30 protein-coding genes are annotated in these 24,215 nt (G+C 45.7%); 17 read left to right on the top strand and 13 right to left on the bottom strand.

Features of this window, described 5'->3' with window-relative positions; genetic code table 11:
- Positions 1 to 61 precede the first annotated feature (61 nt).
- On the top strand, positions 62 to 640 hold the full coding sequence (locus tag BC343_RS15655) for a YceI family protein (protein WP_078348814.1): 579 nt from the start codon (positions 62 to 64) through the stop codon (positions 638 to 640).
- A 140-nt stretch (positions 641 to 780) separates the two neighbouring features.
- Here BC343_RS15655 and BC343_RS15650 read toward each other — a convergent pair whose 3' ends face one another.
- Positions 781 to 1,248 (bottom strand): DUF2147 domain-containing protein, encoded by a 468-nt coding sequence (locus BC343_RS15650; protein ID WP_078348751.1) that lies wholly within the window; start codon positions 1,246 to 1,248, stop codon positions 781 to 783.
- Between the two features lie 1,032 nt (positions 1,249 to 2,280).
- Between BC343_RS15650 and BC343_RS15635 the strand changes: the two genes are divergently transcribed.
- From BC343_RS15635 to BC343_RS15610, 6 genes are all read left to right on the top strand, one after another.
- Complete coding sequence (locus tag BC343_RS15635; RefSeq protein WP_078348748.1) at positions 2,281 to 4,677, top strand: glycoside hydrolase family 3 C-terminal domain-containing protein; 2,397 nt, start codon at positions 2,281 to 2,283, stop codon at positions 4,675 to 4,677.
- Positions 4,678 to 4,749: 72 nt separating this feature from the next.
- On the top strand, positions 4,750 to 5,277 hold the full coding sequence (locus BC343_RS15630; RefSeq protein ID WP_143822216.1) for a hypothetical protein: 528 nt from the start codon (positions 4,750 to 4,752) through the stop codon (positions 5,275 to 5,277).
- A 105-nt stretch (positions 5,278 to 5,382) separates the two neighbouring features.
- Positions 5,383 to 5,832 carry a DUF695 domain-containing protein gene (locus BC343_RS15625; protein WP_078348746.1) on the top strand — a complete coding sequence of 150 codons (450 nt, stop codon included), beginning with the start codon at positions 5,383 to 5,385 and terminating at the stop codon, positions 5,830 to 5,832.
- Positions 5,833 to 5,960: 128 nt separating this feature from the next.
- Positions 5,961 to 6,383: a GNAT family N-acetyltransferase gene (locus BC343_RS15620; protein ID WP_078348745.1), complete on the top strand. Its 423-nt coding sequence runs from the start codon at positions 5,961 to 5,963 to the stop codon at positions 6,381 to 6,383.
- Between the two features lie 194 nt (positions 6,384 to 6,577).
- Positions 6,578 to 7,777, top strand: a complete 1,200-nt coding sequence (locus tag BC343_RS15615; RefSeq protein WP_078348744.1) for an ROK family protein — start codon at positions 6,578 to 6,580, stop codon at positions 7,775 to 7,777.
- 11 nt (positions 7,778 to 7,788) lie between these two features.
- A complete protein-coding gene (locus tag BC343_RS15610) occupies positions 7,789 to 8,250 on the top strand; it encodes a hypothetical protein (RefSeq protein WP_078348743.1) in 462 nt (153 codons plus the stop codon).
- A 151-nt stretch (positions 8,251 to 8,401) separates the two neighbouring features.
- Here BC343_RS15610 and BC343_RS15605 read toward each other — a convergent pair whose 3' ends face one another.
- The 4 genes from BC343_RS15605 to BC343_RS31035 all read right to left on the bottom strand — a co-directional run bounded on the left by BC343_RS15605 (position 8,402) and on the right by BC343_RS31035 (position 11,124).
- Complete coding sequence (locus tag BC343_RS15605) at positions 8,402 to 9,196, bottom strand: alpha/beta hydrolase (RefSeq protein WP_078348742.1); 795 nt, start codon at positions 9,194 to 9,196, stop codon at positions 8,402 to 8,404.
- 352 nt (positions 9,197 to 9,548) lie between these two features.
- Positions 9,549 to 10,211 carry an MBL fold metallo-hydrolase gene (locus BC343_RS15600; protein ID WP_078348741.1) on the bottom strand — a complete coding sequence of 221 codons (663 nt, stop codon included), beginning with the start codon at positions 10,209 to 10,211 and terminating at the stop codon, positions 9,549 to 9,551.
- A 53-nt stretch (positions 10,212 to 10,264) separates the two neighbouring features.
- Positions 10,265 to 10,912 (bottom strand): HAD family hydrolase, encoded by a 648-nt coding sequence (locus BC343_RS15595; RefSeq protein WP_078348740.1) that lies wholly within the window; start codon positions 10,910 to 10,912, stop codon positions 10,265 to 10,267.
- Positions 10,913 to 10,974: 62 nt separating this feature from the next.
- Positions 10,975 to 11,124, bottom strand: a complete 150-nt coding sequence (locus tag BC343_RS31035) for a hypothetical protein (RefSeq protein WP_156088755.1) — start codon at positions 11,122 to 11,124, stop codon at positions 10,975 to 10,977.
- Positions 11,125 to 11,361: 237 nt separating this feature from the next.
- Here BC343_RS31035 and BC343_RS15590 point away from each other — a divergent pair, with 237 nt between their 5' ends.
- A complete protein-coding gene (locus tag BC343_RS15590) occupies positions 11,362 to 12,372 on the top strand; it encodes an ABC transporter ATP-binding protein (protein WP_078348739.1) in 1,011 nt (336 codons plus the stop codon).
- Between the two features lie 159 nt (positions 12,373 to 12,531).
- On the opposite strand, the gene BC343_RS15585 is transcribed toward BC343_RS15590, so the two are convergent.
- Entirely contained in the window at positions 12,532 to 13,794 is a 1,263-nt protein-coding gene (locus BC343_RS15585) for a metallophosphoesterase (protein ID WP_238381788.1), read from the bottom strand.
- 113 nt (positions 13,795 to 13,907) lie between these two features.
- On the opposite strand from BC343_RS15585, the gene BC343_RS15580 reads away from it, so the two are divergent.
- A complete protein-coding gene (locus tag BC343_RS15580) occupies positions 13,908 to 14,756 on the top strand; it encodes a glycoside hydrolase family 16 protein (protein ID WP_078348738.1) in 849 nt (282 codons plus the stop codon).
- Positions 14,757 to 14,872: 116 nt separating this feature from the next.
- On the opposite strand, the gene BC343_RS15575 is transcribed toward BC343_RS15580, so the two are convergent.
- The 3 genes from BC343_RS15575 to BC343_RS15565 all read right to left on the bottom strand — a co-directional run bounded on the left by BC343_RS15575 (position 14,873) and on the right by BC343_RS15565 (position 16,357).
- Positions 14,873 to 15,160 (bottom strand): hypothetical protein, encoded by a 288-nt coding sequence (locus tag BC343_RS15575; RefSeq protein WP_078348737.1) that lies wholly within the window; start codon positions 15,158 to 15,160, stop codon positions 14,873 to 14,875.
- 44 nt (positions 15,161 to 15,204) lie between these two features.
- Positions 15,205 to 15,387: a hypothetical protein gene (locus BC343_RS15570; RefSeq protein ID WP_078348736.1), complete on the bottom strand. Its 183-nt coding sequence runs from the start codon at positions 15,385 to 15,387 to the stop codon at positions 15,205 to 15,207.
- Positions 15,388 to 15,721: 334 nt separating this feature from the next.
- Positions 15,722 to 16,357 (bottom strand): Pr6Pr family membrane protein, encoded by a 636-nt coding sequence (locus tag BC343_RS15565; RefSeq protein ID WP_078348735.1) that lies wholly within the window; start codon positions 16,355 to 16,357, stop codon positions 15,722 to 15,724.
- Between the two features lie 127 nt (positions 16,358 to 16,484).
- Between BC343_RS15565 and BC343_RS15560 the strand changes: the two genes are divergently transcribed.
- The 4 genes from BC343_RS15560 to BC343_RS15545 all read left to right on the top strand — a co-directional run bounded on the left by BC343_RS15560 (position 16,485) and on the right by BC343_RS15545 (position 18,356).
- A complete protein-coding gene (locus tag BC343_RS15560; protein WP_078348734.1) occupies positions 16,485 to 16,958 on the top strand; it encodes a VOC family protein in 474 nt (157 codons plus the stop codon).
- A gap of 72 nt (positions 16,959 to 17,030) precedes the next feature.
- A complete protein-coding gene (locus tag BC343_RS15555; protein WP_078348733.1) occupies positions 17,031 to 17,261 on the top strand; it encodes a hypothetical protein in 231 nt (76 codons plus the stop codon).
- Between the two features lie 302 nt (positions 17,262 to 17,563).
- Positions 17,564 to 17,776, top strand: coding sequence for a hypothetical protein (locus BC343_RS15550; RefSeq protein WP_078348732.1), 213 nt, complete (start codon positions 17,564 to 17,566; stop codon positions 17,774 to 17,776).
- Between the two features lie 22 nt (positions 17,777 to 17,798).
- Positions 17,799 to 18,356, top strand: a complete 558-nt coding sequence (locus tag BC343_RS15545) for a YdeI/OmpD-associated family protein (protein ID WP_078348812.1) — start codon at positions 17,799 to 17,801, stop codon at positions 18,354 to 18,356.
- Positions 18,357 to 18,406: 50 nt separating this feature from the next.
- Here the strand turns inward: BC343_RS15545 and BC343_RS15540 are convergent, their stop codons facing one another.
- The 4 genes from BC343_RS15540 to BC343_RS15525 form a co-directional block, all read right to left on the bottom strand.
- Positions 18,407 to 18,766, bottom strand: a complete 360-nt coding sequence (locus BC343_RS15540; RefSeq protein ID WP_078348731.1) for a DUF1493 family protein — start codon at positions 18,764 to 18,766, stop codon at positions 18,407 to 18,409.
- A gap of 267 nt (positions 18,767 to 19,033) precedes the next feature.
- Positions 19,034 to 19,546 carry a GNAT family N-acetyltransferase gene (locus BC343_RS15535; protein WP_078348730.1) on the bottom strand — a complete coding sequence of 171 codons (513 nt, stop codon included), beginning with the start codon at positions 19,544 to 19,546 and terminating at the stop codon, positions 19,034 to 19,036.
- Positions 19,547 to 19,576: 30 nt separating this feature from the next.
- Complete coding sequence (locus BC343_RS15530) at positions 19,577 to 19,912, bottom strand: cupin domain-containing protein (RefSeq protein ID WP_078348729.1); 336 nt, start codon at positions 19,910 to 19,912, stop codon at positions 19,577 to 19,579.
- A gap of 116 nt (positions 19,913 to 20,028) precedes the next feature.
- Complete coding sequence (locus BC343_RS15525) at positions 20,029 to 21,120, bottom strand: acyltransferase (RefSeq protein WP_078348728.1); 1,092 nt, start codon at positions 21,118 to 21,120, stop codon at positions 20,029 to 20,031.
- 105 nt (positions 21,121 to 21,225) lie between these two features.
- Between BC343_RS15525 and BC343_RS15520 the strand changes: the two genes are divergently transcribed.
- From BC343_RS15520 to BC343_RS15505, 4 genes are all read left to right on the top strand, one after another.
- The gene (locus BC343_RS15520) at positions 21,226 to 22,161 is read left to right on the top strand and encodes a DnaJ C-terminal domain-containing protein (RefSeq protein WP_078348811.1); all 936 of its coding nucleotides are present in this window, start codon (positions 21,226 to 21,228) and stop codon (positions 22,159 to 22,161) included.
- Between the two features lie 4 nt (positions 22,162 to 22,165).
- Positions 22,166 to 22,462 carry a chaperone modulator CbpM gene (locus BC343_RS15515; protein WP_078348727.1) on the top strand — a complete coding sequence of 99 codons (297 nt, stop codon included), beginning with the start codon at positions 22,166 to 22,168 and terminating at the stop codon, positions 22,460 to 22,462.
- Between the two features lie 92 nt (positions 22,463 to 22,554).
- The gene (locus BC343_RS15510; RefSeq protein ID WP_078348726.1) at positions 22,555 to 22,878 is read left to right on the top strand and encodes a hypothetical protein; all 324 of its coding nucleotides are present in this window, start codon (positions 22,555 to 22,557) and stop codon (positions 22,876 to 22,878) included.
- 355 nt (positions 22,879 to 23,233) lie between these two features.
- Entirely contained in the window at positions 23,234 to 24,199 is a 966-nt protein-coding gene (locus BC343_RS15505) for an IS110 family RNA-guided transposase (protein ID WP_078347262.1), read from the top strand.
- The last annotated feature ends 16 nt before the right edge of the window (positions 24,200 to 24,215 follow it).

Below are 24,215 nucleotides of genomic sequence, written 5' to 3'. Positions count from 1 at the left end.
TTGTTTGATAAGCGAATATATATCTTTGAGCCGTAAAAAATATTTAAATACAATTAACAACATGAAAAAGACCCTACTATTAGCCGCTGCTGCATTATTAATGCAAACGGCTTCTTTCGCACAAACCACCTGGAAAAACGACAAAGCACACTCGCACGTTACTTTTACCATCACCCACTTAGCAGTATCTGAAGTTGACGGTACTTTTAAAGATTTTGATGCAACTATCGTAGCTGCAAAACCTGATTTCAGCGATGCTAAAGTTACTTTCGTAGCACAAACTGCATCGGTAAACACCGAGAACGACCGTCGCGACGGCCACCTTAAAGGCGAAGAATTTTTCGATGTAGCAAAATTCCCAACTCTTGCTTTCACCAGCACCAGCATTAAAGCTGCAGGCGCAGGCAAATACAAACTGGCAGGTAACTTAACTTTGCACGGTGTTACTAAACCGGTTGTTTTCGATCTGGTACACAAAGGCACCATCATCAACCCAATGAGCAAAGAGCCTGCTGCAGGTTTCAAAGTAACCGGTACTATCAAACGTTCTGATTTCGGTTTCGGTAGCAAATACGGCGCACCAATGCTGAGCGACGAAGTTGAGCTAAGCGCAAGCGGCGAATTTGGCCAGGCTAAATAATAAGTTTTTAGATCAATAATAAAGCACAAAGCGCCCCGCGGATAACCCGGGGGCGCTTTTGTGTTTTATACGTATACGGTATTCGTGTCGCGGTCAATAAGAAATATTCTTTTTCATCTGCATATTGGAAATTTGCAGATTTATAATCTGTTAAACGTCATGGTTTTGCCAATGAGCTTAATATGCCAATAGCCCTTCACTTTTAGCTCTCCGTGTTTATCTATACGGGCAGAGGAATTCCAGTGGCGGCCGTTTTGTGCGTCGTAAATAATGCCGTCTTCCCATGATTTAGTCTCGGGGTCGTACACCAGTTTTTCCAGTATGTTCATGCCCAATAGCTTTCGGCTTCGCAGGGCAGGGTCGGGGTTGTGTTTGTCGGTCCAGCTTTCCATGGCGCGTTCGCCTTCTCCGTTGTTAAACCAAACCAGTTTGGCCTTAAATTCCGCGCCCTCTTTATAAACGTCAACTATTATGTTTTTATCGGTGTTTTGCCATTTGCCGCATATCATTTCGTCGGCAGCAAGTGTATTGGTTTTGGTGGGAGTGTGGCCATTATTGCCTACAAAAAGCAGGAAGCTCACAAAGCTGAGTAAAAATGCATTGCTCATAAAACAGGAAGGTTAGATGTACAGCTTAATTTGTACAATAGTAATGCCAATGTGCGGCATTGCAATTACATACCACAGTTAAGATTCTTGGCATAATTTAATGTGTATTTTTCCAGTCAGATGTATCGGCAACAATAGAAATGCAATTTCGAAATATAGCTTTAGATGCTTATCTTGGCAGGTAACTAAACCAGGTCATGAAAAGGTATCTTATCCTAACATTTCTAATTTTTGTGATGATTATTCAGTCCTGCAAAAAGGACGGGTCGACAAATAATGATACAAAGCCGGTTTATTTAGTAAGCACTATAACTACCCATTATGAAGGCTATCCGGATGATGTCAAAACGTTTACTTACGACAATAACAATCGCGTTAAAGGTTTGACCGTTGCCAACAGTTATTAGTATAATTATAGTTACAGTGCTGATGGAAGGTTAAGTAGTTACCAGGCAACCGCACTTAATGCGATATATGATAATTATATTGCCACATACATGTATAGCGGAAATAGAGTAGAAATTGTAAGGAAATTTGATAAGGGTGAACAAAAGATTGTGATGCAACTGAACAATGGAAGAGTAACTCAAAATACTTTAATGGGAAGCACTGATATTACAGCAAATTAAACTTATGACAGTAATGGAAATATGGTAGGGTACGAAGTTTACGATAGTTTGCTTGGCCTTTTCGAGGCTGGTTCAATAAAATACGACTCTCATAAAACACCTTTTTCTATGGTGAGTGGATACAATCCTTTGTTATTCGGCATCTCGTTTCTCGGAGGGTGGGGAGTAAACAATGTGGTTGATTTCAATGGCATGATAACGTCTTATGTTTACAATGAAGAGGGATTTCCTACATCTGCCTCGGTTATCAACGTACGAGTAGAAAAAGCAACGATAACTTACACATATATCACCAGGTAATCCGTTCGCAAACGTTATCGTACAAAAAGCCCTTTAAATCGGCATTGCCGTTTCTGCTTTCGGCTATATTTGAGGTGTAAACTCATTACATCTCTCTCATTTCATGAAAAAACCACTACTGCTGCTACCCGCGCTGCTGCTTACTCTCTCGGCATCGGCACAACAAAAAAACATATACCACAAGGGCTGGGTAGATTTTAACAAGAACGGCAAAATGGACGTTTTTGAGGATCCCTCGCAAACCATCGACAAGCGCGTTGCCGACCTGCTAAGCCAAATGACCGTGGAAGAAAAAACCTGCCAAATGGCTACGCTTTACGGCTACAAACGCGTACTGAAAGATGAGATGCCCGTTGAGCGCTGGAAAACCGAGATATGGAAGGATGGCATTGCCAATATTGACGAGGAGCTAAACAACCTTACCTCGCATACTGATGATGCGCCTACGCAGTACTCGTACCCTTTTAGCAAGCATGCATCGGCCATTAATACGGTTCAAAAATGGTTTGTAGAAGAAACCCGTATGGGTATCCCGGTAGATTTTACTAACGAGGGCATCCACGGGCTTAACCACGACCGTGCCACGCCGCTGCCGGCACCTATCTCGATAGGCAGTACATGGGATAAGCAGCTTGTACGCCAGGCCGGTGCCACCGTGGGCCGCGAGGCAAGAGCATTAGGCTATACCAACGTGTACGCGCCAATATTGGATCCCGCGCGCGACCAGCGTTGGGGCCGTGTAGTAGAATGCTATGGCGAAAGCCCCTTTTTAATTGCCGAACTGGGCAAGCAAATGGTGCTGGGTATTCAGGAGAATGGTGCGGCATCAACCTTAAAACATTATGCTGTATACAGCGTGCCCAAGGGCGGCCGCGATGGCAGTGCCCGTACCGACCCGCACGTGGCCCCGCGCGAAATGCATCAGTTATACCTGTACCCCTTCCGCCGGGTGATACAGGAGGCGCACCCCATGGGCGTGATGAGCAGCTATAACGATTGGGATGGCGTACCCATAACCGGTAGCTATTATTTCCTGACGGAGTTGCTGCGCCAGAAATTTGGTTTCCAGGGGTATGTGGTGAGCGATAGCGAGGCTGTGGAGTTCCTATACTCTAAACACAAGGTGGCCGGCGATTATAAAGAGGCCGTGCGCCAGGTGGTAGAAGCCGGTTTGAACGTGCGCACCAACTTTACCATGCCGCAAACCTTTATACTGCCCTTGCGCGAGTTGATCAAAGAGAATAAAATATCTATGAAGGTGATTGATAGCCGCGTGGGCGATGTATTGCGCGTGAAATTCCGCCTTGGCTTATTCGATAACCCTTACGTAAAAGACCCTAAGGCTGCAGATAAATTGGTGCATACCCCAGCCGATGCGGCCATGAGCCTGCAAATGAACCGCGAGAGCATGGTGCTGCTGAAAAATGCAGGTAACCTGTTGCCGCTGGATAAAAGCAAGCTGAAAAATATACTGGTGACCGGCCCACTGGCTGCCGAAACCAACTATGCCATTAGCCGCTACGGCCCATCGCACAACCCTATCACTACAGTGCTTGATGGCATTAAAAACTATGTAGGTAATGGCACCGAAGTAACCTATGCTAAAGGCTGCGATATGGTAGATGCTACCTGGCCCGAAAGTGAAATTATTGAAACGCCGTTAACCGCTGGCGAACAAGCCAGCATCGATTCGGCAGTGGCCAAAGCAAAAAACGCCGATGTAGTAATTGCCGTAGTGGGCGAGGATGTGGATAGGGTGGGCGAGAGCCTCTCGCGCACGGGGCTGAATCTGCCCGGCCGCCAACTGAAGCTGATACAGGCATTGCAGGCAACGGGAAAACCCGTGGTAATGGTAATGATAAACGGCCAGCCGCTCACCATCAACTGGGAAAACAAATACGTGCCTGCTATTTTGGAGACCTGGTTCCCGAGTGTGCAAAGCGGGCAGGTAATTGCCGAAACACTATTTGGCGATAATAACCCCGGCGGTAAACTGAGCATTACCTTCCCGAAATCTACCGGCCAGTTGGAGTTTAATTTTCCTTTTAAACCCAATGCACAGGCCGGTCAGGGCGGTCAAAACAGTTGGGGCCATACCAGCGTTAATGGTGCGCTTTATCCGTTCGGCTACGGGCTTAGCTATACCAAATTCGAATACAGTAATTTGGTGGTATCGCCCGAAAAGGAGAATAGCCAGGGAGATATTTCTGTATCAGTGGATATTACCAACACCGGTGCCCGCAAAGGCGACGAGGTGGTGCAGCTATACCTGAAAGATAACATCAGCAGTGTAACCACCTACGAGTTCGACCTTCGGGGTTTCGAGCGCATTACCCTCAACCCCGGCGAAAAGAAGACCGTACAATTCACCCTCCACCCGGACGATCTTGCGCTATTGGACAAGAACATGAACTGGACGGTAGAACCCGGCAAGTTTACCGTAATGATAGGCGCATCATCAGAAGATATTAAGTTGAAGAAGGAATTTTTGGTGGAGTAGAGAGCGAAACTAAGATAGCAGCCCGACGGGTTTAGGTTGCTATCTTAGCTATACCTTATTGCAATTCAACACATGGCATCATCGTCTCATTTTTTGTTCGAGATAGTTAAAATGGCCTTGCTGGCGGCGATATACGCCGGTGTGTTATTTTTATTTCTACACGTTATTTTCCGCACAGCAAAACTCGATTTGAAGAAATTGAAATTTAGTTCACTCTTTCGCGCTGTAGCTGTGCTGTTATTTGTATTTATGTTCACCTATTATGGCGACCATGGTTTGGGCGATGATTCGCGGATACCTTTGGGACACGGTAAAGCCATAGAGGCTTCTGATGGGTATCCTTATTTTAAACCTGATAAGCAACAAGGAGAGCTGCACATAGGGAACTTTTCAGTAGCCGGTGATAATTTCTGCGCCGAAGCCGATTCGGGCTTTATATTCTACAATTTAAAAAGTAACCAAATGATCAACTTCAAAGGGGAATCGGGATATAGTTCTTTTGCCCAAAAGCATAAACTGCCTTTGCCTACCGAGTTTGAAGATTTCTATACTCATTATAACAGGTATTGGGGCGGGTGGCGCTTTTGGCTTTTGCCATAGAATGTGGTAAAAACATAAATGATATATTTTTGCTTACAACACATAGTTGTTTGAAAGCTAATTAGGTATTCAAACATTTCCCCGCGTAATTGCCTTATTACAAGCATGAACGACGACTTGATACTGGAAGACAACTGGACAGGCGCCGAGGGCGCTAACGCCAATGGCATACCCGTTATGGTGCGCTACCGCCAAAATATCCGCGAATTTATTGATACGGGTAGTTACCCCACCAAAATAGAAATAAGCTGGCTTTACGATACCGACGAAGCCGCCGAAATGCCAACACCCGGCGAAGCAACCGTAATGGAAAACTTCGAAGCTGCATTGATCGCTGCACTGGAGGGCGATAAGCAAAGCATACTGGTAGCGGTAATGACCGGCCAGGGCGAAAAACACTGGCAATGGTACACCGCCAATGCCCGCATGGCGCAGGAACGTATAGATATGGCGCTGCTCGATTTCGAGACCCTGCCCATCAATATCAACACCAAAGAAGACCCCAACTGGAACGACTACTTTGATTTTATTGCCGATTTTGGGGGAGCGGCTTAGTTTTAAGCGGAAAGCCTGAAGCGGAAGGCGCAAAGCACGAAGTCGGAAAGCAAATAAGTTTTTCCATTTCATGTAAATCGCTTTATCTTTAAATCGTGTTCTCTGTTCGCCCCGCTACCTTCGCAGATATGGATACCTTGCTTCAGTTTGAGCAGGGTGTTATTGAGGCGGAACGCGCTTTCGACCCAACTATAAAACCGCACCCTGCCAAATATTACGATCTGGAGCTGATGATAACGGTCCCGCATATTCACCTGGTAGTGGCGGAGTTTGACGGAGCGCCCATTGGCTGCGGATATGCGCGCATACAAGATTCTAAACTCTTCTTAACCCCTCCACAGCATAGCTACCTCGGCTTTATGTATGTGCTGCCCGAGTATCGCGGCAATGGTGTAAACAACATAATAATACAGGCGCTGAAAGATTGGTCGGCACAGAAAGGTATTACCGAGCTGCAACTGGAAGTTTATTACCACAATGATGCCGCTATAAAAGCTTACGAAAAAGCAGGTTTTAGCCGAAGCCTCATCCAAATGCGGATGGAACTGTAAAATAGACATTTTATTTTTGGCTGACGTAAGCATAAGTGGTATTTAAATTGTCATGATTTAATTACAATCAAAACTTATTAAAATCGGGAGGCATATTTGGGTATCTTATTTAAGTTATGTTGTTGTACATTGCAGCAATATTTCTAATTTTATCCAATTATAAACCCCGATAAACATCCGATTATATACGCTGAATGGAAATTAAAAGTAGTGGTGTTAAAGGCGGCTGGTTGAAGAACATGATCATAAAGCGTTTGTATTTCGATAACGCAATGTCGTGTGCCGGATTGAGCCAGCTTTTTGATAAAAGCATTCCCTCTATCACCAAAGCCGTTAACGAACTGATAAAAGAAGGCTTTGTGGTAGAAGAAGGTTACGCGCCCTCGAGCGGTGGTCGCCGCCCGCTTATGTACAACATAAACGCCAAGGCCATGTACATTTTGGCTGTGGCCATGGATCAGCTTTCGGCACGTTTGCAACTCATCGACCTGCAAAACAACCCCGTTGCCGATATGGCAACTGTTGATATAAAGCTCCAAAATAATGAGCAGGCATTGGCCATGCTTATTAACAGCCTGAACAATTATGTTGCCCAAAGCGGCATACCAAAAAATAAGATTGCGGGGATAGGCATTGGTATGCCCGGTTTTATTAATGCCATTGAAGGCATTAACTATACTTACCTGGATGCAGGCGGGCGGTCGCTTAGCGATTATATTTCGGAGAAAACAGGCATTACCACTTATATTGATAACGACAGTAGTTTGATAGCCCTTGCCGAGCAGAAGTTTGGCATAGCCAAGTTTCAGCAGGAAGTTATGGTGATAAACCTGGGCTGGGGTATAGGTTTAGGGATGATCATAGATGGTAAGATCTTCCGCGGGTCTAACGGTTTTGCGGGTGAGTTGAGCCATATACCTATATCAGATGACAGCGCATTGTGTGCCTGCGGAAAGCGCGGGTGTTTAGAGGCCGAGGCCAGTATGCTTGTGGTGGCCGAAAAGGCCGAAGAAGGTATTAAAGAAGGGCGCATAACCAGCCTGAAAACAATGCACGGCAATTTTAAAATGATGGGCGATGCTCTGATGGAAGCCGCCAACCAGGGCGATCAATTTGCGTTGGAACTGCTATCAGATGCGGGTTACAAAATAGGAAAGGCACTTGCCATCCTCATCCACATCATGAACCCCGCTAACATTGTATTAAGCGGCCGTGGTGCCAAAGTGGGCAAAATACTATTAGCGCCTATACAGCAGGCATTACTAAAATACTGTATTCCTCGTCTTGCATCGGGCACCGAATTACTGATATCATCTTTAGGTTTCGATGCGGAGCTGATAGGTGCAGCGGTATTGGTGATGGAAAACTTTGATAAAGAGGAGAAAGGAAGGTAAACCGTAAAGCGATGACAGCTAAGATTAAGAGATGGTTATATATCATCATCGGTATTGTAGCTGCTCCGATTTTGATATTGGCGATATTCGTATTATGGGATTATCCGTTTCTATTGGTCCTATTAGCGGTGTTTCTATTCTGGTTGGTTACTACGGCTTTCGATATTTATCATCGGTTAAAACCTACAGTTTGGTTCCGAGAGCATCTGGCATTCGAGTTTAAAAAAACATTACAGTATACTATTTTAGAGGAGCGCCTTCTAACAGCCAAAGAGGCATGGGATGCATTTGAACCTCTTGATATTCCTTTCGATTCATCATTCCCCGCTTTGGCCCACAAAAATTTTGGCCACCGTTATTTCAGAGTGGAAGATCCGAATGGTTACCAGTTCGAGTTGGTAGTTACGGTTATTCAAACATGGCACAATAAATTCAGATATAGGATAGAAAGCACTTCGAGGATAAGAGACTGATTGGGTTTACAGCGGTCAACCTGCAAAATCGATAGGGGCTTAAATATTCGGCGTATTCCGTTCAATCTGTGAAATCAGCGTAATGGTAATACCCCCACACTCTGTATAAACTCAGCGCATAGGGGCACATCATCCTGCTTCATTAATATTTTTAATGCATTTCAACTGCATGATACTGTATGTGTTCATGCTTTTGCAGCCAACCTTCAATATAAATGGCCACTTCTTCCCATCCCTGCTGGCCGCATATCCAATGGCCGCGATTTGAAAATTCTATAAATTCGCTGATACTGGCTTCGTCGGTATAAGCCTCGGCATTACGCTTATTCAAGGCCGCAGGGATGATCTCGTCTTTTTCGCCGCCGATGAACAGCATAGGTGCATGGGGCATATCCATATCTATCTGGCCCGCTTCGCCCATACAATCGCGCAGTACATTGCGGCTATCGTGCAAGGCGGTTTGTTCATAAGCTGCCTTGGTTTCCTCCTCAGTCATGGTGTTGCAAAACGATGCCCGGAAGCTTTCCAGATCCATATAAAATGGTTCGTTGCCTTTCAGCGGGTTGGCTATCAGGGCGCTGTTTTTCATAAAGCCCCAGTCGAAGGCCAGCATAGCATTTGGTGCAACCGAATCAATAGGTACACCCAAATCAACCAACCCTTCGGCAACCAATAATTGCGCAATTAAGCCACCAACCGAGTGGCCTATCACTATAGGTGGTTCGGGCAGGGCGCGCACAACGGCCTTCATTTCGTTAACAATGGTTTGCAAGTGCAGGTCGCCAAGCCCTGCAGGTGGGTTTTGCCTTAATGCATTGGGTTCGCCACGGTGTAGTGGCCAGGCGGGGACTATACATTTATAGCCGCGTTGGGTAAAAAAGGCTACCCATTTGTGCCAGCTTTTGGGATTTTGGAACATCCCGTGTATAAATACGATGGTTTTCATAAGTTTGATGCTTTACATCATAACTACATAAAAAGCATACCAAAGGTTTATTAAATTAAACTAATAAGAGATTAAAGTATTCGATTTGGGGGTTAGGTGTATGATAATTTCAGATATTGAGTGAACACGAATTTTACTAATTGAGGCTAATTTCACGAATTGAATGAACACGAATTTCGCTAATTGATACTAATTTCACGAATTTTAGCTTCGTCCTGATCGTGGATTTTTAGCACGCAAAGGCGCAAAGAAGAAGTAAAATATTTGATACTTCTAACCACAATATAGGCTTTGTGCCTCTTTGTGTTTTTCTCTCCGTGAACTTTGTGGTAAAATTCGACGCCAAGTTATTTTACACCGTCACACTATCCCCTGGTTCATAAACCTCTATAAACTCTATCCCCGATTGTGCAAAGTACTTAGCATAATTCTGAAATCGCGACTTCACGAAGAATGGCTTAGCAAAGCCATCGTGTACGGGTAGTATACGTTTGGGTTTTATTTTGTCGGCAAAGGAGGCTACGCGCAGTTCGTTGGTGAAGGGTGCCATGGTCACCAGCAGCAAAAGCTCTACACCGGCGTAATTAGTGGCCAGTTTGTCCTCCATCGAATCTACCGGGTGCAACACTTTATCATTTATCAGGAAGCCCGTCATTTGCGGGATAGGCGCGTTCAATAGCGGTTCGTGAACTACAGGTATGGCTTCCAGTTTAAAGGGGCCAACGGTATATACACCTTCTTCTATCAGGTTATAATTCAAGCCCGATTTTTGAATGGTAGTGCCTACCTCCATATTGGTGTAAATGTTGGCACCACTCAGGGCAACTATTTTTTTTAGGTTATCTACATCCAGGTGGTCCGCATGGATGTGGGTTATTACGATGCTATCAACATCGGCAAAAACCTCAGGTTTAAGCGTACCATCGGCAAAGGTAAAACTCCCCGGGTCGAACAAGAGTTTGTGCCCATCCTGCTCAAATAATAAACACGAGTGTATATACTTGGATATCTTCATAGCTAACCAATAGTTTTACCAATAAACCTACCCACCCAAAAAAGGTTTGGGTTTTACAGTATTTGTTGTAACTCCTCGAAGTTGTTTATGGTGGCAACCTGTCCGTTCTCTACAACGCCGAAACCATACGATGCAAAGATGAAAGGCACCCCTGCTTTGGTGGTCGAGGTATAGTCGCCCATGGTATCGCCAACGTAAACAGGGGCTTTAAGCTGGTGGTCGTTCACAATATCGCGTATGTTATCGGCCTTGGGGTTACCCTTGGTACCGTAGCATTGGTGCGCCAAAAAGTGGGGGTGCATATTGTTAAGATCGAGGAATAGCTCGATGTAGCCGCTTTGGCAATTGCTTACAATGTACAGTTTGTACTTTTTGCCCAGGTAGGTAAGCGTTTCTTCCAACTTGGGGTACAGCGTGCCGCCTTGTTTATGCAGAATATCCAACTCGCTTATCGAGCATAGTTTCTGCACTTCGGCACGCTGTTCGGTTGATAAAAATGGGAACAGCTTTTCGAAGATGGCGTCGTAGGTCATGCCGGTTATCGAGCGTACACGGTCGCGGGTCATTACCTCGTGACTCATGTAGGGTGCCTGATCCAGAGCGGCCTGCCATGCGGCGGTTATAGTGTCGGTACTGTCCCAAAGGGTACCATCAAGGTCGAAAATAATGCTGTCGTATTTATCTTTTAGTGTATTATCCATTTTTGAGCGTTGTGGCGCAAAAATAGAAGTTTATTTTAAGGGGCTGCCCTGTATGGCAATTATTAAACAGGGAATTTACCGAAAGTAAACAAAAGCGCTAAGGCGGGGACAGCCAAAACAAAGTAAGCATGGGCCATTTGCACGGTATCGGCATCGCCTTTAACAAATACACGGTAAAGGTCGTTTTTTATGGTGTTGATGAGGGTTTTCATGGTAGTAGCAATTAAATATTATTGTTGTGTTTCTGCTATGTTCGACGGGAGGGGAGGCGGAAGGTTTAACTATGGTTAGCAGTTTGCGGTGGGCAGAGGGCAGTTTAACAGAGTTGTTACAATTACCAGCACGCGAGTAATGACAAAGGGGCATTATTACTCCCTTTTCAACTTTTTTTTGGCTTATCAATTTTTATAGGTTAGGTTTGAGAGAAGTTAAAAATCCCGGCGAAAACTATGAGTGCAGAACTGATACTGGAGACCATCTCGATAACCAAAAACTACTTTGGCGATAAATCTACAGGGGTTAACAATATCACGGTTTTTATACCCAAAGGCAAAATTACCGCCATAGTGGGCGAAAGCGGCAGCGGCAAAACCACCCTGCTGAAATTGCTCAGCGGCGACCTGCAGGGCGATTCGGGCGATGTGTTCTTCCACTCGCAGCCAATACCCTTACGCAGCGAAGGCTACAAACCCGAGCATGCGGCCATTACCATGGTAAGCCAGGACGGGCGCGATATGGATTACAGCGAATCGGTTTGGTATAACGTAAGTGCCGGCTTACCTACCGAAGATATTAACTACCAGGTGCAGAAAACCACGCAGGCGCTAAACCTGCTGGGTATCTACGGCTTAAAGGAACAACCTTTTGGTAAGCTTAGCGGTGGCGAAAAACAGCGCGTAACCATTGCCAAAGCCCTGATAAACCGCCCGGAAGTTTTGATGCTGGATGAGCCTTTTAACCAGGTTGATGCCAACTACCGCGAAAACCTGCAGCACGATATCCGCCAGATCGTAAAAGAATCGGGCGTAACGGTTATCCTCGTATCGCACGACCCTACGGAGCTGCTCTCCATGGCCGACGAACTCATCGTACTAAAAGAGGGAGAAATAGTAGAGAACGGCGCCCCCGAAAAATTATATCATTCGCCCAAACTTTTATACACTGCAAAAGTACTGGCTGCCTGCAGCGAATTGAGTACCGAAGACGCTGCCGTTTGCGGCATCAAATCAAAACGCAGCACGGTAGTTGTTTATGCCGAGCACATCAGCATCGGTGGTATGGGGTCCAAAAAATGGACGGTGAAGCAAATACTCTTTAAAGGCTTCTACGAAGAGCTGGTTATAGAGCGCGATGAAGTGCCATTACGTGTACTTAATTACGAACGCGGTAAATACAAAGTAGGCAGCAAGCTTGCCATTAAAATAGAGAAGTACTACGAGTTTGGGAAGTACCTTTCTTAGTAGTTCATAGATGATGGTTGATGGTTGGCGATACTTCACGTCATGCTGGAACTTGTTTCAGCACCCCATCATACAAGCCACACACTAAGCCACAAAGCACGGTCGCTAACCTGCCGAGTGGGTTGCCGAAATAAACTCGGCATGACGTTTTAGAGTGTTTTACGCCACCTTCTTCTTCAAGGTTATTACCGTAACCTCAGGCCAAATACCCAACCTGCCCGAGAAAGCTAGGAAACCAAAGCCACGGTTTACATACAGGTACCGGTTGCCTTTATTGATCAATCCTGCCCAATCTAAATACCGGTTCTTTACCGGGCTCCATTTAAAATTCTCAGTTTCTATACCAAATTGCGCGCCGTGCGTATGGCCCGATAAGGTTAAATGGATATCTGTTTTATGGTAGCGCACTTTTTCTTCCCAATGCGTAGGGTCGTGCGAGAGGAGCACTTTAAACGCATTTTCGTCAACACCTTGTAGTGCCTTGTCCAGGTCGCCTATTTGAATGAAGCCTCGGCCCCAGTTCTCCACACCAATTAAAGCTATTTTTTGCCCGCCTTTTTCTATCACGGTATTTTCGTTCAGTAACAGGCGGTAACCCAGTTCGGTGTGGTGGCGTTTTAGTTTTTGCAGGTTTTCGGCTTTATGCTCGGGGCTTTCCCAAGGGATGTAGTCGCCATAATCGTGGTTGCCTAATATCGAGAACTGCCCGTAAGGTGCTTTCAGTTGCCCGAATCTGTCGATGTATTGCTCAATTTCCCATGCGGCGTTGTTTACAATATCGCCGGTAAAAACAAACAGGTCGCTCTTTTGCTCCTTGGCCAGGTCGATGCCGCGTTGCATGGCGGCTACATTATCAAAACTACCCGAGTGGATATCTGATAGTTGGGTGATGGTAAACCCATCAAATGCTTCAGGTAGCTCGTCGTAATAAATGGTGGTGCGGTGTACTTTGTAATCGTACTTGCCGCGTATCATGGCATAAATAAAACCGCTGAAGGGGATGGCAGCCAATATCAGCCCAATTTGCACAATAAACTTGCGGCGGGCGGGGAAGAAGGGGGCCCCTTCCGGTTTATCGTTTATCACATTGTCGCCAATACCATACAAGAACCGCCCAAGGTCGCCCAGGGAGATCACGATGATGAATACCAGTTTGGTAACGAACAAGGTGAGCAGCAGGCTTAGCGGCCACTCGTGCGCTGGTGTCATACCTTTTGAGGTACTATAGCTACTCAGCCCTGCCAAAAAATAGGCGGTTACGCCGATGGAAATAACGGCATAGCCCCAAAGTACGGCCAAACGCCACTGGCGCGAAGCCCAGCCTGCGGTGAGTGTGCGTAAACCGAAGATAACATACAGGTCCATTAGCAGCGTTATAGCCGCCATGTATACAAATACCATTAAAAAGCCGCCTCTGTGCATATAATTGATGGGTAAAGCTGCAATATAAACAAGCTTAGTTAATTAGGGCGTAAAAATTGAAGCGCTATTTGGTGTAAATAACTATTTTTAAAGCATCAACTCTCAAATATCTCATGATCTCACGTTCACTCACGCTCTCTATTTTGTTACTTGCTTCTACAGTGGCTTTAGCCCAAAAAGCAAAGAAAGACACCCTCTTTTTTGAGGACTTTAACGCCAAAACCCTTAACCGAAACGCTTGGAATGTAGAAGTTACCGGCCATACGGTTAACGACGAGCAGCAGGCTTACATCGATTCCGCCGCTACTATTTATACGGTTGACGGTAAAGCCATTGGTGCTAAAAAAGGTGCATTGGTTTTGCAGCCTTTGTATAAACCCGGGCATACCAGCAAAGAAGGCAATAAGTACGATTTTGTATCGGGCAGAATAAATACCCGTAATAAAAAGATGTTTACTTACGGCTCATTTTCGGCACGGATGAAAATACCGGGCGGCGCGGGTTTGTGGCCGGCTTTTTGGCTGCTGGGCATAGGCAACTGGCCCGAGTGCGGCGAAATAGACATAATGGAAACCGTAGGCGATAGCAGCTGGACAAGCAACGCCGTGCATGGGCCGGGTTACTTCGGCAATACGCCGCTGGTGCACCGCAACCCTTTCGCTAAAGGCATTGATGTAAGCCAATGGCATGTGTATACGGTAGATTGGACGGCAAACAGCCTTACCTTTAAGGTAGATGGCAAAGTAACTTACACCGTAACCAAAGCCATGGCCGAAAAATATGGCCGTTGGGTTTTTGATACGCCCAAATTCGTTATCCTCAACTTTGCGCTTGGCGGGGGCTTCCCGCATTCGGTAAATAAAACCGAAAAACCTTATTACGGGCTATCGCAAGCTACTGTAGATATGATAAAAGCAGGGCAAGCAAAAACTTATGTAGACTGGGTGCTGGTAACCAAATAATGCAAAAGGGGCTTCCGAATATCCGGAAGCCCATTTTATGTAGAGACGCGATACTTCGCGTCTTTTTTTATTTTATGTAGAGACGCGAGGTGTCGTGTCTCTACAGTGTTTGTTTATTAGTAACGCCTTACCACAACGGTACGTTTGTATGGGCGGTGGTAAACCACGGTACGGCGAGGCGCAGGGCGGCTAACTACTACAGTACGGCGGTACGGGCGGTGATAAACTACCGGGCGGGCAACGGTACGGCGATAATAGGTGCGGTGGTAAACCGGCCCGTTTACTACTACGGTACGGCGTGGTGCAGGGGCACCAATACGTGCTTTTACTACTACTTGTGCGTGTGCGCCTTCGAAGGCGAATATAGCGATGATGGTTACTACAAATATTTTAAGGTATTTCATGGTGTGTTTATTTTAAAGGTTAATTATTTAAGGTTGCTTGTTTATTAGTTATGGTAATAGCCGCCGTGATTATCGTAGTGGCCATCGTGGTGGTCGCGGTCGTGCCCACGGTCGTGGTACCTGTCGTTCCTGTACCTGCCGTGGCGGGTATTGTCAATAGCACAACTTGATATTGCTGCTGCTCCGAATAAGAGCAAGGCGAGCATTTTTACTATTTCCTTTTTCATGGTGTTTGTTATTTAGTGTTATAATTTCTGTTTCTTTTATAAGTTAAACTATGCCCGTAATGCAAAGTTTAGTCCACAAAAGTTATATCACATAAACGTTACAATTGTTGGGGATTCCACCGATGAGAAGAGATTTCACCGATAATAGGCAGAGGCTGCGGATGGGAAAAAGATAGAAAGGCACAAATCTGAGAATCCTCGAATCAAGCGCATCATGGTTCAGGAAAATGCGATAGGGATGGGAGTGGATACCGGCCTGCGGATAAGGCCTGCAGGCGTATGAACGCACAGCCTGGCCCGCTTCTATCAGCGGGAACGCCCAAAGAAATTAGAATTACTTACTCAACCCCTTAGCTATCCAAATAAACAACATATCCATTATCAAAAACACCAGTACCAACGCACCAATGTTGATGAGCACCTGCGGGTAGCCGAATTTTGGTACATCTAAAAAGAAGTAGGGGTAAAGACCGGTGAAATGGCCGCGGAGTAATATATAACCTAAATAAAACAGCGGGTACCAAAGCCATGCAAGGCCGTCCTGAAATTTGAATTTAAATTTCGCTTTGATGATAATGAGCACCCAAAAGATAAGGAAAAGGGCAGGGGTGGCTACGTGCAAAATTTCGTCGCTTACGCGGGCTAAACCCACCGGGTGGAAGGTTTTACGAAGCACTAAATTGTATACCAGTGCCACTATGCTAATGTAAACTGCTACGGCGGTAAGCACACGCGGGCGTTTAAAAAAGCCAATATCCGACGTGCTGCCGGCAATAATGCTAAGGCAAACAGCAACCAGTATATTGCTTTGGATGGTAAAAAAGCTGAGCAACTCTATTATTGCGCCCTCAATAGTACGGCCTTTTGCCAGGTAAGCAGGCATCGATACGTAAAATTGCGTAATAAGGCCAAGCCAGGCCACTACAGCAAAAAATGCTGCTAATGTTTTTTGTGTTTTTGATAGTGCCATGGGGGTAGCATGTAGTGTAGAATGATAGCCCTAATATAAATAAATGCACGCGCATTTGTTACAAATAAAATTAGGATAAAGCGATGGTGCGCGTGTATATTTATCGGCATAAACCACCTTTGTTGCCATGTATAATACTGCCCCCGTGCGCGTTGTAAAAGCCAACGCTTTTAAGTTTGTAATTGTTGCTTTAATATTTTGCCTGCCAATGGTAAGCAAGGCCCAGGCTACGTTTCAGCATGCGGCGCTTTGCAGTGCCAACCTTAAGGTGAGCAATAAGTTTTATACCGAGGTATTGCAGCTGAAAATAATCCCCAACCCGTTTAAAGATACAGTACATACGTGGTACAGCATTGGCCCCAAGCTGCAAATGCACGTCATTCAGGGCAATTGCCCCAAAGCAGATTACCCGCGCGGTGTGCACTTGTGTTTTAGTGTACCGTCGATACCTGCGTTTATTGATAGGTTGAAAACAATGAACATACCTTACAGCAACTGGAAAGGCGAGGATGGTAAAATTGAGCGCCGCGTTGATGGCGTGAACCAGATCTACATTAACGACCCCGACGGCTATCTGATAGAAATAAACGACGTGAAGTAAAACAACTGTTGTGGCAACAATTATTTTTAGTTGCGCACAACCACATGGAATAGTTTTTGCGTATATTAGGGTATGAATAGCTACGTGCAGATACCTAAGTCGGTTTATTGCAAGCGCTGCCGCGAATGTGGTGCCCGGCCCGTTATTGCCTATGTGGGCATTGAGGGCTACGTAGTGAAGTGCCCTAACGACAATGCGCACTACCAAACCGCATCGGGCATTATCGATATCGAGGACTGGAACATCCACAACACCGTACTTTACGAGAACGACTACGACCTGAAAGCGATGGGCGGGAGATAGTTCCCTTGTTTACCCCTCCCCCCTCCGATGTCATTTCGATGAGCAGTGGGAGGGAAAAGAGCAAGGAGCGAAGAGAAAACTTGTTCATTATGCAAATCGGTTATGCAATAGTTTTTGCATATCCACCATACAAATCCAACAAGATTTCTCGTCGCTTCGCTTCCCTCGAAATGACATGGTCTTTATTTTTTCATTGTTAATCAAACAAATAACCCTTCTACAATATTATCTATTCAACCAATTAACGCAAACCAATTCTATCGGTGAAATCAAAATAAATCGGTGGAATCGGTGAAAATAATATGAATAAAGGAGTTGCATTAATACTGATCGTTGTAGGAGCCGCCATGTTGATATGGACAGGCTTCACCTACACCAAAAAAGAAAAAATTATTGATGCCGGTCCGGTGCAGGTATCGGCCGACAAACAAAAGACCGTTAACTGGCCGCCATACCTGGGTGGTATTTTGCTGGTTGGCGGCATTGTAATTTTTGCCACGTCAAAAAAATCGTGAAAGCTGCCGTATATTGGCAGATATGGAACCAACCTTTTTTGAAACGCCTGCTCAATTCCGCGAGTGGCTGCAGCATAACCATGCCGATAAAACCGAACTGCTGGTAGGCTTCTACAAAACTAACAGCGGCAAACCCAGCATCACCTGGCCACAATCAGTAGACCAGGCGCTTTGTTTTGGCTGGATAGATGGCGTGCGCAAAAACATCAACGAGGATAGTTACAGCATCCGTTTCACTCCGCGCAAACCCAAAAGCATTTGGAGCGCAGTAAACATCAAAAAGGTAGCCGAACTTACCGAACAGGGGCTGATGCAACCCGCCGGTCATGCCGCCTATGCGAAACGCGAAGAAAAACGCAGCGCCATCTATAGCTTCGAGAACGAGGAGATGCAGTTCTCGCCTGCTTATCAAAAGCAATTTAAAGCCAACAAAGCCGCATGGGATTTTTTTGAAGCACAAGCCCCTTGGTATAAAAAACTATGGCGCCATAGGGTTATGAGTGCAAAGCAAGAGAAAACGCAAATAAGCCGTTTGGAGAAGCTGATAGGTTTATGTGCTGAGGGGAAAAAGGAGAATTAGGGCTGGTTCATGGGGGATGGTTCATAGATCATAGCAGAAATATGTTCCTGCTACAACAACTTTCCCGTTTGTATAGCCGATTGCAAAGTATGGACCCTGAGTTTTGGCGTATACCATCGTTCGGCGAGTTGCTTCACCCAACGGCGTTTATAGCCGAAAAGCATTTTAAGCACATTCACCTTTGCCGAGCCGGTGGGGTAGCCGTATTTATACCAGGTAAAGCGGGTAGCATCCACCTTAAAATGTTCGGCAAATTCGTCTATAAACAAGTCAATTTCTATATCGAAGATATCCAGATCGAGGTCGATACTGGTGTTAGGCGATAGGTCGTCAAGGTCCACCCGCTGCACTTTGTATTTGCGGCAATACTCAATAATAAAGTGTTTTAATTGTGGGTGTAGTTGCTCCATGCTTGCGCCTTGTATTATATAAGATGCATTTTTGGGCAGGAGGTTGCATGGGAAAGGGTAATTTGTTCAAAAAAATTAAGCAACAACCGGTTTTGTCATTGCGAGCCGCAGCGGGAAGGGCACTGAGCGGAAGGGCGGCGCGGCAATCTCGTCGTTAACCAAAACGGGTATGCGTAGCTAAGAGGTTGCCACGTCGCTTCTGCCCGCAACCCCGCGCCGCTCCTCGCAATGAAATGGTGGCTATGCGGCGGCGTAAAACGCTTGCTTCTACACCTCTTTTTCCAACTTATACATATCCAACGGTTGCTTCAATATGCCAAAGTTCTCGGGAATATCCAGCGGTACTATCTCGCCGGTTTTGCGGTAGCCGCGGCGTTCGTACCAGGCTATAAGTTCGGTACGGAGGGTAATTACCGTCATTACAATAGTGTGTATGCCGGCATCGCGCACAAACTCTTCTGCGGCTTCTAACAGCTTGCGCCCTATACCGCCTGCTTGCAGTAAAGGCGATACGGATAGTGTACCCAAATACATTTTCTCGCCTTGTGTTTTAAGGTAAACACAGCCGGTTATGGCGCCGTTATCCTCGGTATGTTTTAGTATGGTTGCATCCGGGGCGGCCATTTGTTCTTCAAGGTCGGTTAGGCCAATGCGCTGCCCGTCTATCATGTGGGCTTCGGTGGTCCAACCTTTCAGGGAGGTTTCGCCGCGATAGGCGAGGTTTATTAGGGAGGCTAATTCGGGTATATCGGCTTCGGTGGCTTTTGTAATTTGGGACATAAGGCTGCAAATGTAGTAATTGGAAATATTTTAAAGCAGTTTAAAATCCTCCCTCGCAGGTGCAAAAAGGTCTATCAGTTTACAATCGGTAATAGCAAGCCCTGTATGCGGCACATTCGGCGGAATAATGGCGAACATACCTTTCTCCATAATCTGCGGTATACCGTTAACCGTGAGTTGAAAGGTTCCTTCCAGCACAAAGGCGCATTGTTCATGTATATGCTGATGCGGTGGCACCTCGCTGCCGGCATCAACCTCAATAAAATTAACAGTATTTGTGGCAGTGTGTATAATTTTAGAATGATAGCCCGGCGCTATCTCCTTGGTTTGAATATCAGCGAAGTATTTAAAGATGGATGTATCCATGATGTCTGAACTCGAATTTGCCGAATTTATGGAATTTAATAGAAGCTTTACCCTCGACCTATGCTATTTTCTTATTCTGCCAATTCTAAAAATTCGTTAAATTCGAGTTCAGAAAATTATCCCACTATATACTTACTCCCCGGCAAATACGACAGTATCTTTATAAGCAAATAAGTAACTATAAAACAGGAAACTGCCAGTATCGGTATCACCAGTTTGCTATCATTATGCAGCCAATTGTTTATGGGCCCGAATAATACCACGAGTATTAAAATATGAGCCAGGTACATACCATAGGTAAGCCCCGATACACCTGCCAGGAATTTCTCCAGCCCCGGGCTTTTAATTTTAATAAGGCTGAACAGCAGGAAAAAGCCCGTTGCCACAAAAGCCACGTTGATAGTAGGGAAGGCCCAGCTCAATTCCAGTTCGGGGATGGTTTTGGCGATGGGCATTTGGTGCGCAAACACCTGCCGGGTTATAAAATAGCCTGTAATAATTAAAAGCAGCCCGATGGTTGCCGTGGCTCCTTTTGATAATTTTACGTAGCCTCTGATGTAGTGCCCTAATATAAGGTAGCCAATATAGCCCGAAAAGTAATGCAGCCCCGAGAAACGGTTCCAAAACGCCTCGCCCCAAACTTCGGGAAATACGGTGCGAATGTAGGGTACGAACAGCGTTACCATCCATATCCCCAAAAAGAACAGCTTGAAGTTTTGTGATGCCGTTTGCACCCAGGGCGATATAATGGGGATGAACAAATAAATACCAATAAACATATATACGAACCAAAGGTGCCCCGCCGGCCCGTTAAAGTTTATAGGGATAATGTACAGCCCCTGCCACATTTGCGCCGAAGTAAACTCGCCTTTAAAATAAGGCACAATAGCATACATGGCCGACCAAAACAGAAACGGCACCAGCAAGCGTGTGAAACGTTTTTTGTAAAATACTTCGGGTGCTTCTTTAATGGGTAGCAGCAGGTAGCCCGATATCATCACAAACAAAGGCACACAAGCGCGCATCAGGCTGCCGTAGTTGTTCACCCAAACATGGTGCGTGCGGATGATATCGCCTACGGGGCCTATGTAAAAAAACTCGCCGCTGTGTACGGTGAGCACCATAAGGCAGGCAAATATGCGCAGTACGTTCAGGAAGGCCGTAGGGCTGCTTTTAAACTCGGTGGCAGGATTAGTGATAGTTGTCATTAAAGGGTAATTGGTGCTGTAAGTTATATAATCTTACCGTAAATTCATGCTACTGTTAAAACTTAGCAACCTTTTGCAGGTTTAATGCTTACAACCTTTATTGCCATGGCTTTTATAGATTATTACAAAGTTTTAGGTGTAGATAAAAACGCTTCGGAAAAGGATATCAAGAGCGCCTACCGCAAGCTTGCCCGCAAACACCACCCCGATTTAAACCCCAACGATGCCGAAAGCAACAAGATATTCCAGCAACTGAACGAGGCTAACGAAGTACTGAGCGACCCCGAGAAACGCAAGAAATACGATAAGTACGGCGAGAATTGGCAGCACGGCGAAGCTTACGAACAAGCGCAGCAACAACAACGCAGGCAAAGCAGCTACAGCGGCGGCTTTGGCGGCGGCGGCGCGCAGGATTTTGGCGGGTACGATTTTGGCGGCGGCGATTTTTCGGAGTTCTTTAACTCCATGTTCGGCGGCGGGCCGCCGGGGAGCGGCTCGGGAGGCAGCAGGCAGCAGCAACGCTATCGCGGGCAGGATCTGAATGCTACCTACCAGGTAAGCCTGCGCGATGTAATGGAAAGCAAAAAACAAACCCTTACAGTGAATGGCAAAAACATCAGGCTAACTATACCTGCCGGTGTAGAGAACGGGCAAACCATCAAAATAGCAGGGCATGGCGCCGCGGGTAGCAATGGCGCACCCGCGGGCGACCTGTACATCCAGTTCACTATACCCGACGATGCCGAGTTTAAACGCGCGGGTGCCGACCTGTATAAAACCTTCGACTTAGACCTGTATACAGCTGTGTTGGGCGGCGATATTACTGCCGATACCCTAACTGGTAAAGTAAAACTGAAAGTGGCAGGGGGTACCCAAAACGGCACCAAGGTAAAACTGAAGGGTAAGGGCGTGCCTGTTTATAAAAAAGAAGGGCAGTTTGGCGACCTGTACATCACCTATAATGTACAATTACCCACTCACCTGACCGAAAAACAGCGCGAATTATTTGAAGAATTGGCCAAAACATCATCAAAAAATTAAGCCCATGAAAACCGAGCATGTAATAACCGTACACGACTTTTGCATTTACAACGATGTGGAGTACGCATTTATTGATCACCTGCAGGAGGCGGGGATAATAGAAGTAACGATAATAAATGAAACTACCTGTATACCAGTGCCGGAGATACAGAAAATAGAGCGCCTTGCCCGCCTGCATACGCAACTGGAGGTGAACACACCCGGTATTTTGGTGATAGACGGATTGCTGGATAAAGTGGATAATATGCGGCAGGAAATTGCTGAATTACGCACCCGTTTAAGGCTGTACGAAGACAGGTAATAAAAAAAGTGGCATAATTTTTTTAAACCCTCGTACGTTCGATAAGTCATACAAGCAGAACGAACAATAATTGGTAACTAAAAATTACAGTCATGAAACTAATTAAATTTTCGATAGTAGCCCTTGTCCTTACCATTTCAGCACAGTTTGCGAAGGCCCAGGTTAGGGTAGGCGCCAGTATCCATATTGGCTACAATCAGCCCCGCAGGGTAGTTTATCCTGCCTATTATGAAGCCCCCGCACCGGTTTATTACGAGCGCCCGGTTTACGTTGCCCGCCCCGTTTATTACCGTGGTTATCGCAGGGCTTACTACAGGCCACAATACACCAGGGTGGTTTACCGCGAACACTTTAGAGGCCGTGGCCCGGGTCGCGGTCACGGTTGGGGCCATGGTCACGGTCGTGGTAGGTGGTAATTATCGCCCAATAAAATATAAAGAAAGCTCCTCGGTTGAGGGGCTTTTTTTGTGGCTATATCCGGTGTTAGATTTGACAACTTTTTAAAAGTTGTCAAATCTGTTATCGCCCCGATGTCATCCTATGTTTGCTTATAGGAAAAAGTTAAGTGTTTAGAGTAAATTTAAAGTAGAAGAAAAAGGGTAAAGAGAAAGATCACGAGTTGTCATTGGCTGTAGGAAGCCGTTCGAAATGCAGATCACTTTACCCCTTTGCTTACAAGCTTGAACAGTTCATTAGGCCACAAGAGCCTGTATGTAGGATTGATAAGCAGTAAAGCAGGTTCTTCTACAGTATTTATCTCAAAACAAAGTTATGGAAACTCATGCAAATTACATTGGTGTAGACATTTCAAAAGCGTCCTTTGACGTATCAGCCGGCCGACGCCATTATCAGTTCAGCAACGAAACTACAGGCTTCGACGGCTTCTTAAAGCTATTGGATACAGATAGCCATATCGTGATGGAAGCATCCGGCCCATATTATTTAAGGCTTGCTTGCTTCCTGCATACGAAGGGCATTAAGGTAAGTGTGGTAAATCCTTTGGTGATTCGCCGCTACAGCCAAATGCGTATGTCCCGGGCTAAAACAGATAAGAAAGACGCACTCCTGATCGCAGAGTATGGTGCCATGGCTAAGCCGGAGCAATGGGCCCCACCACAGCAGCATGTGGTAGAATTACAGCAAACAGAAGCCATTTTATCAGGATTGAGCAAGCAGCATACTGTGTTAAGCAACCAGCTTGAAAGCTTTACAGCTACAGGAATGATGCAAAAAGCACTGAGGCAGACGATACAAAAAGAGCTATGCCACCTTAAACAACTTATATCACGGCTTTCAGCTAACATGGAAAAGATCGTTCTTGAACATTATGGGCAAATGCTATCAGGACTGAAAAGCATACCTGGCATTGGCAAAAAAACAGCGATAATGCTCATCCTGGTAAGCGGTGGTTTCGAGCGTTTCGGCGATTGCAGTAAATTAAGCTCTTACATTGGGACATGCCCGCGCCTGTTCGAATCGGGCAGCAGTGTAAAAGGCAGGCCAAGAATATGTAAAATGGGCATGTCTGCGATCAGGGCCTCATTGTATGTATGCTCATGGAGCGCAAAACGCTGCAATAAAGCCTGCCGGGAGCTTTATGAACGCTTGCTGGCAAAAGGAAAAGCCAAAAAAGTTGCTTTGATCGCAGTCGTAAATAAGTTGCTAAAGCAAGCTTTTGCAATAGCTAAAACTAACTCAACATATCAGGAAAATTATTCAAATATTATTTGCTTTTAAACACAGTTCATTTCGA

It is taken from the genome of Mucilaginibacter pedocola (assembly GCF_002013915.1).
Taxonomy (GTDB): domain Bacteria; phylum Bacteroidota; class Bacteroidia; order Sphingobacteriales; family Sphingobacteriaceae; genus Mucilaginibacter; species Mucilaginibacter pedocola.
This window is presented reverse-complemented; position numbering and strand designations above follow the sequence as displayed.

Excerpts from the sequence above, each read along its gene's own strand:
- BC343_RS31035 (WP_156088755.1), bottom strand. The coding sequence starts at position 11,124 with ATGAAAACCCTCATCAACACCATAAAAAACGACCTTTACCGTGTATTT.
- BC343_RS15550 (WP_078348732.1), top strand. The coding sequence starts at position 17,564 with ATGAATAAAGGAGTTGCATTAATACTGATCGTTGTAGGAGCCGCCATG.
- BC343_RS15610 (WP_078348743.1), top strand. The coding sequence starts at position 7,789 with ATGACAGCTAAGATTAAGAGATGGTTATATATCATCATCGGTATTGTA.
- BC343_RS15635 (WP_078348748.1), top strand. The coding sequence starts at position 2,281 with ATGAAAAAACCACTACTGCTGCTACCCGCGCTGCTGCTTACTCTCTCG.
- BC343_RS15615 (WP_078348744.1), top strand. The coding sequence starts at position 6,578 with ATGGAAATTAAAAGTAGTGGTGTTAAAGGCGGCTGGTTGAAGAACATG.
- BC343_RS15625 (WP_078348746.1), top strand. The coding sequence starts at position 5,383 with ATGAACGACGACTTGATACTGGAAGACAACTGGACAGGCGCCGAGGGC.
- BC343_RS15535 (WP_078348730.1), bottom strand. The coding sequence starts at position 19,546 with ATGTCCCAAATTACAAAAGCCACCGAAGCCGATATACCCGAATTAGCC.
- BC343_RS15555 (WP_078348733.1), top strand. The coding sequence starts at position 17,031 with ATGAATAGCTACGTGCAGATACCTAAGTCGGTTTATTGCAAGCGCTGC.
- BC343_RS15650 (WP_078348751.1), bottom strand. The coding sequence starts at position 1,248 with ATGAGCAATGCATTTTTACTCAGCTTTGTGAGCTTCCTGCTTTTTGTA.
- BC343_RS15560 (WP_078348734.1), top strand. The coding sequence starts at position 16,485 with ATGTATAATACTGCCCCCGTGCGCGTTGTAAAAGCCAACGCTTTTAAG.
- BC343_RS15515 (WP_078348727.1), top strand. The coding sequence starts at position 22,166 with ATGAAAACCGAGCATGTAATAACCGTACACGACTTTTGCATTTACAAC.
- BC343_RS15570 (WP_078348736.1), bottom strand. The coding sequence starts at position 15,387 with ATGAAAAAGGAAATAGTAAAAATGCTCGCCTTGCTCTTATTCGGAGCA.
- BC343_RS15520 (WP_078348811.1), top strand. The coding sequence starts at position 21,226 with ATGGCTTTTATAGATTATTACAAAGTTTTAGGTGTAGATAAAAACGCT.
- BC343_RS15605 (WP_078348742.1), bottom strand. The coding sequence starts at position 9,196 with ATGAAAACCATCGTATTTATACACGGGATGTTCCAAAATCCCAAAAGC.
- BC343_RS15575 (WP_078348737.1), bottom strand. The coding sequence starts at position 15,160 with ATGAAATACCTTAAAATATTTGTAGTAACCATCATCGCTATATTCGCC.
- BC343_RS15565 (WP_078348735.1), bottom strand. The coding sequence starts at position 16,357 with ATGGCACTATCAAAAACACAAAAAACATTAGCAGCATTTTTTGCTGTA.
- BC343_RS15655 (WP_078348814.1), top strand. The coding sequence starts at position 62 with ATGAAAAAGACCCTACTATTAGCCGCTGCTGCATTATTAATGCAAACG.
- BC343_RS15620 (WP_078348745.1), top strand. The coding sequence starts at position 5,961 with ATGGATACCTTGCTTCAGTTTGAGCAGGGTGTTATTGAGGCGGAACGC.
- BC343_RS15600 (WP_078348741.1), bottom strand. The coding sequence starts at position 10,211 with ATGAAGATATCCAAGTATATACACTCGTGTTTATTATTTGAGCAGGAT.
- BC343_RS15510 (WP_078348726.1), top strand. The coding sequence starts at position 22,555 with ATGAAACTAATTAAATTTTCGATAGTAGCCCTTGTCCTTACCATTTCA.
- BC343_RS15630 (WP_143822216.1), top strand. The coding sequence starts at position 4,750 with ATGGCATCATCGTCTCATTTTTTGTTCGAGATAGTTAAAATGGCCTTG.
- BC343_RS15590 (WP_078348739.1), top strand. The coding sequence starts at position 11,362 with ATGAGTGCAGAACTGATACTGGAGACCATCTCGATAACCAAAAACTAC.
- BC343_RS15545 (WP_078348812.1), top strand. The coding sequence starts at position 17,799 with ATGGAACCAACCTTTTTTGAAACGCCTGCTCAATTCCGCGAGTGGCTG.
- BC343_RS15595 (WP_078348740.1), bottom strand. The coding sequence starts at position 10,912 with ATGGATAATACACTAAAAGATAAATACGACAGCATTATTTTCGACCTT.
- BC343_RS15540 (WP_078348731.1), bottom strand. The coding sequence starts at position 18,766 with ATGGAGCAACTACACCCACAATTAAAACACTTTATTATTGAGTATTGC.
- BC343_RS15525 (WP_078348728.1), bottom strand. The coding sequence starts at position 21,120 with ATGACAACTATCACTAATCCTGCCACCGAGTTTAAAAGCAGCCCTACG.
- BC343_RS15585 (WP_238381788.1), bottom strand. The coding sequence starts at position 13,794 with ATGCACAGAGGCGGCTTTTTAATGGTATTTGTATACATGGCGGCTATA.
- BC343_RS15530 (WP_078348729.1), bottom strand. The coding sequence starts at position 19,912 with ATGGATACATCCATCTTTAAATACTTCGCTGATATTCAAACCAAGGAG.
- BC343_RS15580 (WP_078348738.1), top strand. The coding sequence starts at position 13,908 with ATGATCTCACGTTCACTCACGCTCTCTATTTTGTTACTTGCTTCTACA.
- BC343_RS15505 (WP_078347262.1), top strand. The coding sequence starts at position 23,234 with ATGGAAACTCATGCAAATTACATTGGTGTAGACATTTCAAAAGCGTCC.